We start from the raw sequence: 13478 nt of genomic DNA, 5'->3' as shown, positions 1-13478 counted from the left end.
TAAAAAATTGAACAATGCCTGCCTGCACGGCTTGCCATTTGCCGCGCTTCCGTCGGAAATGGACGACGTGCCTGGCTGTCCCCTACCCCCGGCGCCTCGTCTTGCTTGTGAGTGAAGGATACCGATGACCACCATTTACCTTGCCGGCACGGAGGTCTTTCTTCCGGATGCCATGCCCATCATGGCCGAGAAACGCCGATTGGCGCGCCAGTTCGGCTTCGAGCCGACCGGTCCCGGCAGCGACGAAAACCAGACGCCGGTGAAGCGGACGGCCGCAGAGATCTATGCACGCAACGACGACGCCATGCGTCGAGCCGAGATCTGCCTTGCCAACATCACTCCTTTTCGAGGCGTCAGCGCCGATCCGGGTACGGTCTACGAGATCGGCTTCATGATTGCACTGGGAAAAGCGGTCTTTGCCTATACCAATCACCCCGACGACTATGGTCTGCGTGTTCGCTCGATCTGGTATGCGGGGCTCGATATCGATGAGACGAGCGGGCGCCCACGCGGACCGGATGGCATTGCGATCGAAAATCACGGGATGGCCGACAACCTGATGGTCGACGGAGGGGTCGAAGCGACAGGAGGCAAGGTGTTTCGTGCGGCCGCACTCCCGGCGGATCCTGCCCGCGACCTGGCGGTTTATTTTAAAGCGCTTGAGACGATCGCCGGCATGCGTGCAGATGGCAGTCAGCTTGACGGATCGCGCTGACGGCGCCGATTTCTTCCCTGTCAACGCTTCTCGCTGATATCAGAGAGCTTGGTCCGCCAGCATGTTGGCGAGCGAGAAGAGGACCGGCCGTTCGGCAGCGATAATCGAAGAGCAGCATGCGAGCGTCGAAAAGGCTCGCCGCCTGGCGCCCGCTCGCCTTGCTTGCGGCAAATTAGCATTCGCCTTACGCCTTTCATGACCTAGATCTAGGTTCGATCACCACCATGAAGAGGCGAGCATGTCCATTAAGTCCATCTGCATCTATGGCGCTGGGGCGCTCGGCGGCGCTATCGCCGCCAAACTTGCACGCCAGGCCGGAAACGACGCCACCATCTCCGTCGTCGCGCGCGGGGCACATCTCGACGCCATTCGCGGCAACGGTATCAGCCTGCGCGAAGCCGATGCAGAAAGGCCGCTCAATGTCCGCCTCACCGCGACTGACGATCCCAGGACATTGCCGCCGCAGGATCTCATCATCACCGGCCTCAAGGGGCATCAGCTGGCACCCGCTGCCGAAGGCATCGCAAGCCTCCTCAAGGAGGGCACCCGCGTTCTGATGATTCTCAACGGCATCCCGTGGTGGTATTTTCACCGCGATACCCAGAGCCGGCATGCCGAGCTGCAGTTCGATGAGCTCGACCCCGGCGGCAGGCTCTGGCGGCTGATCGGACCGGAGCGGGTCATCGGCTGCGTCGCTTATCAGGGTGCCGAGGTGATCAACCCCGGCGAGATCCAGCTTTCCCACAACGGCCGCTTCGTGCTCGGCGAGCCCTCCGGCGACATCTCGCCCGATCTCGAGGTGATCGCCGCGGTGCTGACCGGCGCGGGTCTCAACATTACGACGACTCCTGATATCCGCGGCGAGATCTGGAGCAAGTTGATGGGCAACGCCGCCTTCAACCCGATCAGCGCGCTGACCAGGGCGCTGATGACCGACATCATGGCGGATCCCGCCCTTTCGGCTACGGTCGGCAAGGTGATGAGTGAAGTCCGCGCCGTCGGCGAGGCCTTGGGCGCGCGGTTCAGCATGACCGTCGAGCAGCGGTTGGAACAATCGCGCCATATCGGCGGCGTGCGCACATCGATGCTGCAGGATCTGATCGGCGGCAAGGCGCTCGAAATCACGCCGCTGGTCGGCATGGTGGTGGCACTCGGACGCCTGAGCGCCGTGCCGACGCCGGTTTCGGAAACGATCCTGGCGCTGGTGACCCAGCTGGATCGGGAAAACCAGCGCGGCAGCTGATTGCGGAGGAAGGACGCCCGGGAAAGGCCGCCTTCGCTTACTTTCCAACCTGCTCGGCCCAGTTCGGCGCCTTGCCGCCGCCATCGAGGAAGGTCATCGCCATATTCGCCATCAGGGGCGAGGCGAAGGTCTCGTAGTGAGTGAGATCGGGCAGGATCGCCAGCCGGTTCTTCGACATGTTTTCCCGCATCCAGCCCGCATCGCGCAGACCGCCGCCGAGCTTGTGGTAGAAGTCGATCATATGCTCGGGCCGGATCATGTCGGCATCGCCATAGATCAGCATAACCGGCATGGTGAGCTTGGCGACGGCATCGCTATAATCGACGGGTTCGCGCATCAGCGCGCCCATGGCGTCGAGCAGCTTCGGAAATTCCGAAACGTCAGGCGCCACCGCCTTGTAGGAGAGGAACATCGGCGTGTCCTTCATCATGTCGGCCATAGCGGCGCCGACGGCCGCCTGCTGCGGCAGCATCTCCGGGAAGAAGCCGTTCTGCGCATAGGGTGCCGAGAGGATCACTAGCCGGCGCACCTGGTCGGGAGCGTTCGCCGCCATGTTCAACGCCACCCCGCCGCCAAAGGAATAGCCGAAGACATCGAGCTTGTCGTAACCGAGCTGCTTCATCAGGATTGCGAGATCGGCGCCGATGGCCGGAAGCTCGATCGGCCGCTTGCCGAGGGGCGTGCGGCCATGGCCTTGCAGATCGACGGCGATCACCTGCCGGTGGTCGGTGAAAACAGGCATGACCGGCGCGAACATCTCGATCTGCCCGAGGCCGCCGTGAAGCAGCAGCAGCGGCTCGCCCTCGCCGCGGATCTCGTAATAATAATCGATGCCGTTGACCGGCAGACTTCCCTTCCTGACAATCGGCGCTGCAGCCTTCTTCTCCTCGATAACACGCGTGCTGCTGTCGGCGCCTGATATACCGGGCGCTGCCAGGAATGCGGCAACGGTTGCGATCATCGAAATCAGCGTCATCTTCGACATGTCCTTGCTCCGTGTTTGCATCGATACCGCAAGGACGGCGGCGCTCATGTCTTTCCGACAGCACGCTTCGAAATTTCTCGCATCGGCCTTTATGCCGTTCCTATATTTTCGTGCCCCGCTCCGAATGGATTTCCTATCGCCCGCAGCAGTAGGCTTTCGCCATCACTGCAAAGGTCAAATGCCATGCGAAATGTCACGTCCTCCGGTTTTCAGCCCCTTCGCCCATCCAGGATCAAGCGCGGCAGCCGGTAGATGCGCGAGAAGCGCACCGCCCAGGCGCTGATCGTTTTTGGCGTAGTGCTCGCCTGCGTCGAACTCTACGTCATTTTCGGCGCGCTTTGAGAACCGCCATGGAAACGGCGAGAATGCCGCGTCTTGGCGGCGCGATTACCGCTCTTGTCACGCCGTTTCGCCATGGCGGCCTCGACAGGCCGGCCCTTCGAGCACTTGCAGAGTGGCAGATCCTCAGCGGCGTCGACGGGCTTGCTGTCTGCTCCGTCACCGGAGAGGGCCCGACGCTTTCGCCGCAGGAGCGCGCTGAGGTGATCGACCTCAGCATCCAATCGGCCGCCGGCCGCGTGCCCGTCATCGCCGCCACCGGCACCAACTCCACCGAAAGCACGATCGCGCTCACTCGCGAGGCCGAAACGCTCGGCGCCGCCGCCGCACTCGTCACGGTGCCCTATTATTCCAAGCCTGGGCAGAAAGGCATCATCCACCACTTCGAGCAGGTGGCGGCGGCGAGTGGACTGCCTGTTATCGTCGACAATGCGCCGACGCAGACGGCGAGCGATCTTTCGACGGAAACGCTCGGCAGCCTGGCCGCCATCCCGGAGATTCTCGGCATTCGCGACGCGACGGGCGACATCGCTCGCTTCGCTGGGCTTTCGCCGATCCTGCGACAGCGCTTCCGCTTCTTTTCTGGCCATGACCCTTCCGCGCTCGCCTTCACCATCGCTGGCGGCGACGGCGTGATCTCGCCGGGCGCCAACGTTCTGCCAAGGCTCTTCACCTCGATGCAGCAGGCAGCGCGGGCCGGAAACCTTGCGGCCGCGCGTTCTCTGCAGGATCGGCTGCTGCCGCTGATATCAGCGCTCGGGCCGGAGGGCGATCCGGCGAGGATCAAATACGCGCTCCGGCTGATGCGCGGCCTGGAGGCCGAGCTTCGCCTTCCGCTTGTCGCTGCCGAGCCGGAGATGCGTTTCGCCATCGGCAAGGCGCTTGCGCCCTTCCTTGACGAAAGCAGCGCGAAGATGGCGTTATCCCTATGAGATTTTTATATTTTCGTTTTCGCCGCCAAATGGAAACCCTATCCACCCGAGCTTATTTTTGAAGCGTGACACCGCCGCTCGATCAAGCGGCGGTTGAGACTTCGAAAGGACAAACCGATGTCACGCCTGACTGAACCGAGTGCCGAGAGCGACCCGCTGCAACGCAGCCGCCTCAGCACACTCGCCGCCGATCCCTCCCATTCGATGCTCTCCGGCCTTGCCGCGATTGCGCCCCGCCTTGCGATGACGCTGGCCTTTGCCGGCCTGGTCCAGATGATGTTCGACCTCATCTCCCGTTGAAGCATCAGGACCGAAGGATCACCACAATGGCAAATGCACAGCAACGCCGCAGCCCTCCCGCTGCAGCACCCTCGCCTTCCGCCCGCTTCACCGTCGGCCGCGACAGAAGCGGCCGCTGGATCGTCCACGACCGCGAAGGCCTCGTCGGCGGGCTCTTCATGGCCGCCCTCCATTTCGCAGCTGGGGAATGCAACTGCCCCTCCGCCGATATCCATAGGGCGGCCGCAGGCATGGTGCTCGAATTCGCGCCCTTTGCGCGCGGCACCGCGAATATCCACTAAATCTTGCCGTACTCCCGCTGTTTTCATGCAGCAGGAGTACGAAGACATGAGCTGAACGGCCGATTTCCAACTTTTCCTTAACCCACATTCTGGTAAAATTCCCGGCGCAGAGACTTCAGACGCCACGAGACCGATGCCGAAACCGAATTTCCGCTTCACCCATTACGATCTCAGGGAACAACGCACCGGGACGATCATCGAGGTGTCGTTGAATGCGGTCAACAATGTCCGCCTGATGACGGCCCCGAATTTCCAGCGGTTCACCGAGGTTCTCGATTTCAAATATATCGGCGGCGTGGCACGCAAATCGCCGATCAAGATCGCGGTTCCGGAAAGCGGTCACTGGCATGTCATCGTCGATATGGAAGGTCATCACGGGCTTGCGGAATCTTCCGTCAAGGTGATCGCCGCGCCGGCGAATCAGAAGACGCCGCGCGCTTCCTGAGGTTCGCCAGGTTTCAGCGCGGATTACGCTCCTTGCGAAGTTTTGCCCACCATTCCAACCGCTTGCGAATATCGCGCTCGAAGCCGCGTTCCGGCGGATCATAGAAGATCTGACGGCCCATCTTCTCCGGGAAATAATCCTGGCCGGAAAAGGCATCCGGCTCGTCGTGGTCGTAGCGATAGCCCTCACCGTAACCCTCGCCCTTCATCAGCTTGGTCGGCGCATTGAGGATATGCTTCGGCGGCAGCAACGAGCCGTTCTGCTTTGCCGCCTGGCTTGCCGCCTTGAAGGCCGTGTAGACGGCATTCGATTTCGGGGCGGTGGCGAGATAGACACAGGCCTGGGCGAGCGCCAGTTCGCCTTCCGGCGAGCCGAGATACTCATAGGCATCCTTGGCGGCATTGCAGATCACCAGCGCCTGCGGATCGGCAAGACCGATATCCTCCACCGCCATGCGCACCAGCCGCCGGCCGAGATAGAGCGGATCCTCACCGGCATCGAACATGCGGGCGAGATAATAGAGCGCGGCATCGGGGTCCGAGCCGCGTACAGATTTATGCAGCGCCGAGATCAGATTGTAGTGGCCATCCTGCGCCTTGTCGTAGACCGGGGCACGGCGCTGGACGATGCGCGTCAGGCCTTCTGTGTCGAAGCTCTCGCCTTCGCGCGCTGCGCGCCAGACTTCTTCGGCAAGCGTCAGCACCGCACGGCCGTCGCCATCGGCCATGCGGATCAGGCTGGCGCGGGCATCCTCCGTCAGCGGCAGCGGCTTTTGCTCGATCGCCTCGGCACGCTTCAGCAGCTCCTCGAGGCTCTCCTCGTCATGCGACTTGAAGGTGAGCACACGGGCACGCGAGAGCAGAGCGGCGTTGAGTTCGAAGGATGGGTTCTCAGTGGTGGCGCCGACGAGGATGACGGTGCCATCCTCCATGACCGGCAGGAAACTGTCCTGCTGGGCGCGGTTGAAACGATGGATCTCATCGACGAAGAGCAGCGTCTGACGGCCGTCCATACGCCGCAAACGGGCTGTCTCGAACACCTTCTTCAGATCGGCGACGCCGGAGAAGATCGCCGATATCTGCTCGAAGGCCAGTCCCGCCTCGCCCGAGAGCAGCCGTGCCACCGTCGTCTTGCCGGTGCCCGGCGGACCCCAGAAGATCATCGAGCCAAGCGAGCCGCTTTCGATCATCCTTTTCAGCACGCCATCCTCACCGGTCAGGTGTTCCTGACCGGTGACATCGGTAAGCGTCTTCGGCCGCAGCCGGTCGGCAAGCGGCCGCCTGGCAGCGACCTCCTCCGGAATGCGCGGCGCGAAGAGATCGTTGCTCATCGGAAAAATTGCCGGATGCGCTGGCCGTCGCGCTCTATCTCGACCCGCCAGAAGCCGGGGTCGCTATCGGCGATCTCGGACAGTTCGCTGGTCGATTTCACATCGGTGCCGTTGATCGAGACGATGATATCCTTCGGTTCGAAACCGAGACGGGCAGCAGGCGAATCCTCCTTTACCTCGGATACGACGACGCCCGACGATTCCGGCGGCATGCGCAGCTCGTCGGCGACACGCGGCGACAGGTTCTCGACGACGGCACCGGTAAACGGCGTGTGTCCGCCGATGGTGCGCTGGTCGCGCGGCGAGGTTTCCGGGGCGCGGGCGAGCGTCAACGGCAGTTGCTCCTCGCGGCCGTTCTCGATGACGGTGAGCTTGACCGAATTGCCGAGACCGGCTGTGGTCAGCCGGTAGAGCAGCGCGTCGGGATGCTCGACGGAAATCCCGTCAACGGCGGTGACGATCTCGCCGGCCTTCAGCCCGGCCTTGGCCGCCGGCCCACCTTCCGAAACCTTGACGACGAGCGCGCCGCGGGCCTTGTTCAGCCCCAGCGCCTCAGCCACTTCCGAGGTCACCGCATCGAAGCTTGCGCCGACATAGGGCCGCTCGAAGGATTTGACCCCGGCATCGGCAGACGCGAGGAAGACCTTGACCAGATTGGCAGGGATGGCAAAGCCAATGCCGTTCGAGCCGCCGCCGCGCGAGAAGATCGCGGTGTTGATGCCGATCAGTTCGCCCTTCATGTTCATCAGGGCGCCGCCGGAATTGCCCGGATTGATCGAGGCATCGGTCTGGATGAAGAAGCCGAACTCGTTCCTTATCACCTGGTTGCGGGCAAGCGCCGAGACGATGCCGCTCGTCACCGTCTGGCCGACGCCGAAGGGGTTGCCGATCGCCAGCACGAGATCACCGACCTCGACTGAATCGGAATTGCCGATCGGCAGCGCCGGAAAGCTCTCCTTGGCGTCGATCTTCAGCACGGCAAGATCGACGCGATCATCGCGCAGCACCACCTTGCAGGGGAACTCGCGGCCGTCCGAGAGGGCAATCTTGATGTCATCGGCGCCTTCGATGACGTGATTGTTGGTGACGACAGTGCCGTTCGCCTCGACGATGACGCCGGAGCCGAGCGAAGACTGCTTCTCCGAACGGTTCGGCATCTGCTGGCCGAAAAACTGCTCGAAGAAAGGATCGCCGGCAAAGGGCGACTGCCGCCGGATAGTCTTTTCCGCATAGACATTGACGACGGCGCCCGACGTCTGTTTGACGAGCGGCGCGAAGGAGAGCTGCATCTGCATCTGGCTCTCAGGTACGGTCTTTGCCGTCTGCGCATGGGCAGCAAGCGGCAGGACGAGCATGAGAGCGAATAGCGAGACGGAGGCGCGCTTGAACAGGCCTTGCATGGGTATCCCTTTTGAATCCTCTAGAGGAACGTTTTAGAGCATGACGCCGAAAAGTGTGAGCGGTTTTCGGACGACATCATGCTCTAACTATTTAATTGCGAACAGGATTCAGATTTTAGGCCGAACCGGCCTAAAATCATCCTGTTCTGCGGCCCGACGCTAGAAAGGAAAGAGGGCGGAAGCATGGAAGAACAAGCCAAGAGGGTGTCTCGGAAACCGGTTGAAGCCCTTGTGAATTTGATTCAGGAAGATTGGCCATGCAACTGATATCAAAGGCCAAAAACTGGGCGAAGTCACTGAAGCGTGACGTCGTGGCCCTATGGCTTGCCGCCCGCGACCCGCGTGTACCGTGGCATGCCAAAGCGGTGGCCGGCGCCGTTGCCGCCTACGCGCTGTCGCCCATCGATCTCATCCCCGATTTCATCCCCATCCTCGGCTATCTCGACGATCTTGTCATCGTGCCGCTCGGTATCATGCTGGCGATCCGGCTCGTGCCAGTAGAGGTGATGAACGAGCTTCGTACGGAGGCGACAAGGCGCACCGAGCGTCCCTCCAGCCGGGTCGGACTGATCTTCATCCTTGCCGTCTGGCTCATCTGCATCATCTTCCTGGCTCTGGCACTGCGGAAGCTAGCCTGACCGGCAGCAATAGGAACATATGAATGATCACGACAAGAACGACGACAGCGGCCCTCGGCTTTGCGATCCTGCTCATTGCATCGAACCTGGCGCAGGCAGCAAGCTTCGATTGCGATGCGAAAGAATTGAAGCCGGATGAAAAAGCGATCTGCGACAACCGCGCACTCAACGACGCCGACGTGAAGATGGCGACGACTTTCGAGCTGCTCTCCGGCCTGCTGGCGATGGGTTCGCGCGGAACATTGCAGGACGAACAGACGGCCTGGCTGAAGAAACGGCAGGAATGCGGGGCAGATGCAACTTGCATCAAGGCTGCCTATGACGAGCGGCTGAAGCAACTTGGCGAGTCTTATAAAAACATCAACCGGCCGCTCTAGAACAGGATGATTTTAGGCCGGGTCGGCCTAAAATCTGAATCCTGTTCTACATTATATAGTTAGAGCATGATGTCGTCCGAAAACCGCTCACACTTTTCGGCATCATGCTCTGAAGCGACCGGTCGGTAGAGCACCTGACTTTTAATCAGTAGGTCGTCGGTTCAGATGAGTCAGCGGGCGTTCAGATCGCGCACGGCACCGCGGTCCGCACTCGTTGCGAAGGCGGCGTAGGCCTTTAGCGCGGTCGTGACGTTGCGCTTGCGGACTTCTGTGGGATACCAGCCCTTGGCGTCCTGTTCGGCGCGGCGGGCGGCAAGTTCGGTCTCGCTGACACGCAGGCTGATCGTGCGGTTTGGGATGTCGATGTCGATCATGTCACCTTCGCGCACCAGGCCGATCGTGCCGCCATTTGCCGCCTCCGGCGATGCGTGGCCGATCGAGAGGCCGGAAGTGCCGCCGGAGAAGCGGCCGTCGGTGATCAGCGCGCAGGCCTTGCCGAGGCCCTTCGACTTCAGATAGCTCGTCGGATAGAGCATTTCCTGCATGCCTGGTCCGCCCTTCGGGCCTTCGTAGCGGATGACGACGACGTCGCCGGCCTTCACCTCGTTGGCAAGGATCGCCTTGACCGACGAATCCTGGCTTTCGAAAACGCGGGCGGGGCCGGAGAACTTCAGGATCGATTCATCGACGCCGGCGGTCTTGACGATGCAGCCGTCGATCGCAAGGTTGCCCTTGAGCACGGCAAGGCCGCCATCCTTGGAGAAGGGATGCTCGACCGAGCGGATGACGCCGTTCTCGCGATCCATGTCGAGATCGTCCCAACGGGCTTCCTGGCTGAAGGCGACCTGGGTCGGGATGCCGCCGGGTGCGGCACGATAGAAGTTGCGCACGGTTTCGCTGTTGGTGCGGGTGATATCCCAGCGATCGATCGCATCGCCCAGCGTCTCGGCATGGACCGTCGGGCAATCGCGGTTCAGGAGACCGCCTTTGTCGAGTTCGCCGAGGATTGACATGATGCCGCCGGCGCGATGGACGTCTTCCATGTGCACATCGCTCTTGGCGGGTGCGACCTTCGACAGGCACGGCACCCGGCGCGACAGCGCATCGATATCGGCCATGGTGAAATCGATCTCGCCTTCATGGGCGGCGGCAAGAATGTGCAAGACCGTATTGGTGGAACCGCCCATGGCGATATCGAGCGTCATAGCATTCTCGAAGGCCTGCTTGGAGGCAATGGTGCGCGGCAGTGCCTTGACGTCATCCTGCTCGTAATAACGGCGGGCGAGATCGACAATAAGATGACCGGCCTCGACGAAGAGGCGCTTGCGGTCGAGATGGGTGGCAAGCGTCGAGCCGTTGCCGGGCAGCGACAGGCCGAGGGCTTCCGTCAGGCAGTTCATCGAATTGGCAGTGAACATGCCGGAGCAGGAGCCGCAGGTCGGACAGGCCGAGCGTTCGATGGTCTGGACGTCCTCGTCGCTGATCTTGTCATCGGCTGCGGCAACCATGGCGTCGACGAGGTCGAGTGCATGCGTCTTGCCGTGCATCACGACCTTGCCGGCTTCCATCGGACCGCCCGAGACGAAGACCGTCGGGATATTGAGGCGCAGCGACGCCATCAGCATTCCGGGAGTGATCTTGTCGCAGTTGGAGATGCAGACCATGGCGTCGGCGCAATGGGCATTGACCATGTATTCGACGCTGTCGGCGATGAGCTCACGCGAGGGCAGCGAATAAAGCATGCCGTCATGACCCATGGCGATACCGTCATCGACGGCGATCGTGTTGAATTCCTTGGCAACACCGCCGGCCGCCTCGATCTCGCGGGCAACGAGCTGGCCAAGGTCCTTCAGGTGCACATGGCCGGGCACGAACTGGGTGAAGGAATTCACCACAGCGATGATCGGCTTGCCGAAATCCGAATCCTTCATGCCCGTGGCGCGCCAAAGGCCGCGGGCGCCTGCCATGTTGCGGCCATGGGTCGTGGTTCTGGAACGGTAAACTGGCATCGGTGTCTTCCTCAACGTGTCGGAATTATCAGGCGAAGCCGGGCGGCATGGAGCCTGCAGGCCGGGCAAACGCTGCTTTTTGGAATTGTCCTAATCCAATCGACGGGGGCTGTCACTACCGGGAAGCCCAAATCCGGTACGCCGGGAAGAAGCACCATGAGGCCCATCGATCATATACGGTTCGACCCGACGTTTTGTTACAGCCTATTCCATCACGACCGAACACAAAAAATTGGCTTCACGTCTGTAATATTCAAGGCTTAGACACTGATCTGAACATGCGGGCGGGTCGTTTAAAGACTATATTGTAGAAATCCGCCCAGGAGATTTCGACATGCCAACCTATCACCCAACGAAGATCGCCTCATCAGAGATCACGCCGCGCCAGATCTATCTGCGGCGTCGTGAATTCCTCGGCGCGGCAGCGCTTGGCGCCATGGGGCTCTACAGTGCCGGCAAGGCGAGTGCTGCGGCCCTCTCCGCCGTTGAGAGCAAGTACAAGGTCGACGAGAAGGCGACGCCGATCAAGGACGTCACGACCTACAATAATTTCTATGAGTTCGGCCTCGACAAGGGCGATCCCGCAGCTCTTTCCGGCGATTTCAAGCCGCTGCCCTGGACGATCAAGGTCGACGGCATGGTCAACAAGCCCGGCACCTTCGACATCGAGGCGCTGATGAAGGAAATCCCGATCGAGGAGCGTACCTACCGGATGCGCTGCGTCGAGGCCTGGTCGATGGTCATCCCGTGGGACGGCTTTCCGCTGGCATCGCTGCTCAACAAAGTCGAGCCACTCGGCAGCGCCAAATACGTCGCCTTCGAAACCGTGGTGCGGCCAGACGAGATGCCGGGTCAGAAGGGCTTCTTCCAGTCGCTCGACTGGCCCTATGTCGAGGGTCTTCGCCTCGACGAGGCGCGCCATCCGCTGACGCTGCTGGCCGTCGGTCTCTATGGCGAAACGCTGCCGAACCAGAACGGCGCGCCGATCCGCCTCGTCGTGCCGTGGAAATACGGCTTCAAGGGCATCAAGTCGATCGTCAGGATCACGCTCACCGACCAGCAGCCGAAGAATACCTGGCAGGTCACCAATGCGCAGGAATACGGCTTCTACGCCAACGTCAACCCTGCGGTCGACCATCCGCGCTGGAGCCAGGCGAGCGAACGGCGCATCGGCGAGAGCGGCTTCTTCGGCGCGAGCCGCCACCCCACCCTGCCCTTCAACGGTTATGCCGACGAGGTGGCAAGCCTCTATGCCGGCATGGATCTGAAGGCGAATTTCTGATGGCGGAACTGTCGCTCGCCATCCCGAAGCGCTGGCAGCCCGCCTCCGTCTGGCTGCTTTATGTCGTCGGGCTCGTGCCTGCAGCCTGGACTTTCTATCTCGGCGCGACCGATCAGCTCGGCGCCGATCCGGTCAAGACCTTCGAGCTTTTCCTCGGCATCTGGACGATCCGTTTCCTGATCGCAACACTTGCCGTTTCCCCTGCCCGCGAGCTCTTCGGCTGGAACTATCTGCGTTACCGCCGCGCGCTTGGCCTGCTGACTTTTTATTACGCTCTGATGCATTTCACCGTTTACATGGTGCTCGACCAGGCGATGGATATTGCCGCCGTCATCAACGACGTGCTGAAGCGCCCCTTCATCATGTTCGGCATGGCAGCCCTTGCGATGCTCATTCCGCTGGCGCTGACATCCAACAATCTCTCGATCCGCCGCCTCGGCAAGAACTGGATCTGGCTGCATCGCCTTGTCTATATCATCGCCGCCTGCGGGGCGCTGCACTTCGCCCTCTCGACCAAGATCCTCGATCTCGAGCAATATATCTATGTCGGGCTGATCATCGCGCTGATCCTCTACCGCTCCTACCGGCCGATCGCGCGCAGCCGGAAGAAGGGCCAGGGACGGCCACGCAATCGCGCGGTGGCTTCGGCCGAGACATTGAATTAGCGGCGAAGACGCGTCGCAGTCCGGCGTGCCGGATCGAAGGCGCAGGCCGCGGCTATGCGGATTGCATAAGCTAGCATGTTCCAAAGCGAAAAGACCCGGCCAAGCAGCAGGGCGCCTGCCGTGGTCAGCCGAAACGCATCGAGCCAGGGCGTGTGATAGAGCCGGAACAACTCCACTGAGATCGCTATGAACAGCGCTGTGACAGCAATTGCTGCCGGCCGTGACCTTGCGGCAATGAGCGCCGCGAGCAGATAGACCATCGCTCCCCAGAGTGCCGATCCACCATATTTGACGACAATGAAGGGCAGATCGGCCGCATAGCCAAACCGTCTGAGCGCCAGCCCGAGCGCAATAACCGCAAGCAGGGCTATGAGACGGAGGAACTGCACTCGACGACGATTTTCAAAGACTTCGCGCAAATGAACCTGTCCTATCTACACCTCAGCCGGTTCAACGACTGATCTGAAAAGAAGCGCGGCGCTGTCGTGCACAAACAAAAACAGCCGGGCTTTGCAGCCCGGCTGTTCTGTTTCCGCC

Annotated in this window: 15 protein-coding genes; 10 read left to right on the top strand and 5 right to left on the bottom strand. The window is 61.5% G+C overall.

Annotation, left to right across the window (positions count from 1 at the left end; genetic code table 11):
* Positions 1-124 precede the first annotated feature (124 nt).
* Both RlegSU303_RS07675 and RlegSU303_RS07670 read left to right on the top strand, forming a co-directional pair.
* A complete protein-coding gene (locus RlegSU303_RS07675; protein WP_168280412.1) occupies positions 125-715 on the top strand; it encodes a nucleoside 2-deoxyribosyltransferase in 591 nt (196 codons plus the stop codon).
* Between the two features lie 238 nt (positions 716-953).
* Entirely contained in the window at positions 954-1958 is a 1005-nt protein-coding gene (locus RlegSU303_RS07670) for a ketopantoate reductase family protein (protein WP_168280413.1), read from the top strand.
* A 37-nt stretch (positions 1959-1995) separates the two neighbouring features.
* Here the strand turns inward: RlegSU303_RS07670 and RlegSU303_RS07665 are convergent, their stop codons facing one another.
* Positions 1996-2991: an alpha/beta fold hydrolase gene (locus RlegSU303_RS07665; RefSeq protein ID WP_206121246.1), complete on the bottom strand. Its 996-nt coding sequence runs from the start codon at positions 2989-2991 to the stop codon at positions 1996-1998.
* 302 nt (positions 2992-3293) lie between these two features.
* On the opposite strand from RlegSU303_RS07665, the gene dapA reads away from it, so the two are divergent.
* From dapA to RlegSU303_RS07645, 4 genes are all read left to right on the top strand, one after another.
* Complete coding sequence (gene dapA / locus RlegSU303_RS07660; protein WP_168280415.1) at positions 3294-4214, top strand: 4-hydroxy-tetrahydrodipicolinate synthase; 921 nt, start codon at positions 3294-3296, stop codon at positions 4212-4214.
* Between the two features lie 117 nt (positions 4215-4331).
* The gene (locus tag RlegSU303_RS07655; protein WP_062945447.1) at positions 4332-4514 is read left to right on the top strand and encodes a hypothetical protein; all 183 of its coding nucleotides are present in this window, start codon (positions 4332-4334) and stop codon (positions 4512-4514) included.
* A 26-nt stretch (positions 4515-4540) separates the two neighbouring features.
* Positions 4541-4795, top strand: a complete 255-nt coding sequence (locus RlegSU303_RS07650) for a hypothetical protein (protein ID WP_168280416.1) — start codon at positions 4541-4543, stop codon at positions 4793-4795.
* Between the two features lie 133 nt (positions 4796-4928).
* Positions 4929-5240, top strand: coding sequence for a DUF1883 domain-containing protein (locus RlegSU303_RS07645; RefSeq protein ID WP_017960044.1), 312 nt, complete (start codon positions 4929-4931; stop codon positions 5238-5240).
* 13 nt (positions 5241-5253) lie between these two features.
* Here the strand turns inward: RlegSU303_RS07645 and RlegSU303_RS07640 are convergent, their stop codons facing one another.
* Complete coding sequence (locus RlegSU303_RS07640) at positions 5254-6570, bottom strand: replication-associated recombination protein A (protein ID WP_168280417.1); 1317 nt, start codon at positions 6568-6570, stop codon at positions 5254-5256.
* A complete protein-coding gene (locus RlegSU303_RS07635) occupies positions 6567-7970 on the bottom strand; it encodes a DegQ family serine endoprotease (RefSeq protein WP_168280418.1) in 1404 nt (467 codons plus the stop codon). The genes RlegSU303_RS07640 and RlegSU303_RS07635 overlap by 4 nt, the downstream gene beginning before the upstream one ends.
* A gap of 257 nt (positions 7971-8227) precedes the next feature.
* On the opposite strand from RlegSU303_RS07635, the gene RlegSU303_RS07630 reads away from it, so the two are divergent.
* Positions 8228-8608, top strand: a complete 381-nt coding sequence (locus RlegSU303_RS07630) for a YkvA family protein (RefSeq protein WP_168280419.1) — start codon at positions 8228-8230, stop codon at positions 8606-8608.
* Between the two features lie 23 nt (positions 8609-8631).
* Positions 8632-8985 carry a lysozyme inhibitor LprI family protein gene (locus RlegSU303_RS07625; protein WP_168280420.1) on the top strand — a complete coding sequence of 118 codons (354 nt, stop codon included), beginning with the start codon at positions 8632-8634 and terminating at the stop codon, positions 8983-8985.
* A 170-nt stretch (positions 8986-9155) separates the two neighbouring features.
* Here RlegSU303_RS07625 and ilvD read toward each other — a convergent pair whose 3' ends face one another.
* Positions 9156-10994 (bottom strand): dihydroxy-acid dehydratase, encoded by a 1839-nt coding sequence (gene ilvD / locus RlegSU303_RS07620; protein ID WP_168280421.1) that lies wholly within the window; start codon positions 10992-10994, stop codon positions 9156-9158.
* Between the two features lie 334 nt (positions 10995-11328).
* Here ilvD and msrP point away from each other — a divergent pair, with 334 nt between their 5' ends.
* Together msrP and msrQ are read left to right on the top strand one after the other, a co-directional pair.
* A complete protein-coding gene (gene msrP, locus RlegSU303_RS07615) occupies positions 11329-12276 on the top strand; it encodes a protein-methionine-sulfoxide reductase catalytic subunit MsrP (protein ID WP_168280422.1) in 948 nt (315 codons plus the stop codon).
* Positions 12276-12941 (top strand): protein-methionine-sulfoxide reductase heme-binding subunit MsrQ, encoded by a 666-nt coding sequence (gene msrQ / locus RlegSU303_RS07610; RefSeq protein ID WP_168280423.1) that lies wholly within the window; start codon positions 12276-12278, stop codon positions 12939-12941. The genes msrP and msrQ overlap by 1 nt, the downstream gene beginning before the upstream one ends.
* Here the strand turns inward: msrQ and RlegSU303_RS07605 are convergent.
* On the bottom strand, positions 12938-13330 hold the full coding sequence (locus RlegSU303_RS07605; RefSeq protein WP_432444793.1) for a ribosomal maturation YjgA family protein: 393 nt from the start codon (positions 13328-13330) through the stop codon (positions 12938-12940). The two genes, msrQ and RlegSU303_RS07605, sit on opposite strands and share 4 nt — an antisense overlap.
* Positions 13331-13478: the final 148 nt, after the last annotated feature.

It is taken from the genome of Rhizobium sp. SU303 (assembly GCF_021052345.1).
In the GTDB taxonomy this organism is placed as follows: Bacteria; Pseudomonadota; Alphaproteobacteria; order Rhizobiales; family Rhizobiaceae; genus Rhizobium; species Rhizobium laguerreae.
Note: the sequence above shows the minus strand (reverse complement) of the source record. Positions and strands in the feature narration are given on the sequence as shown.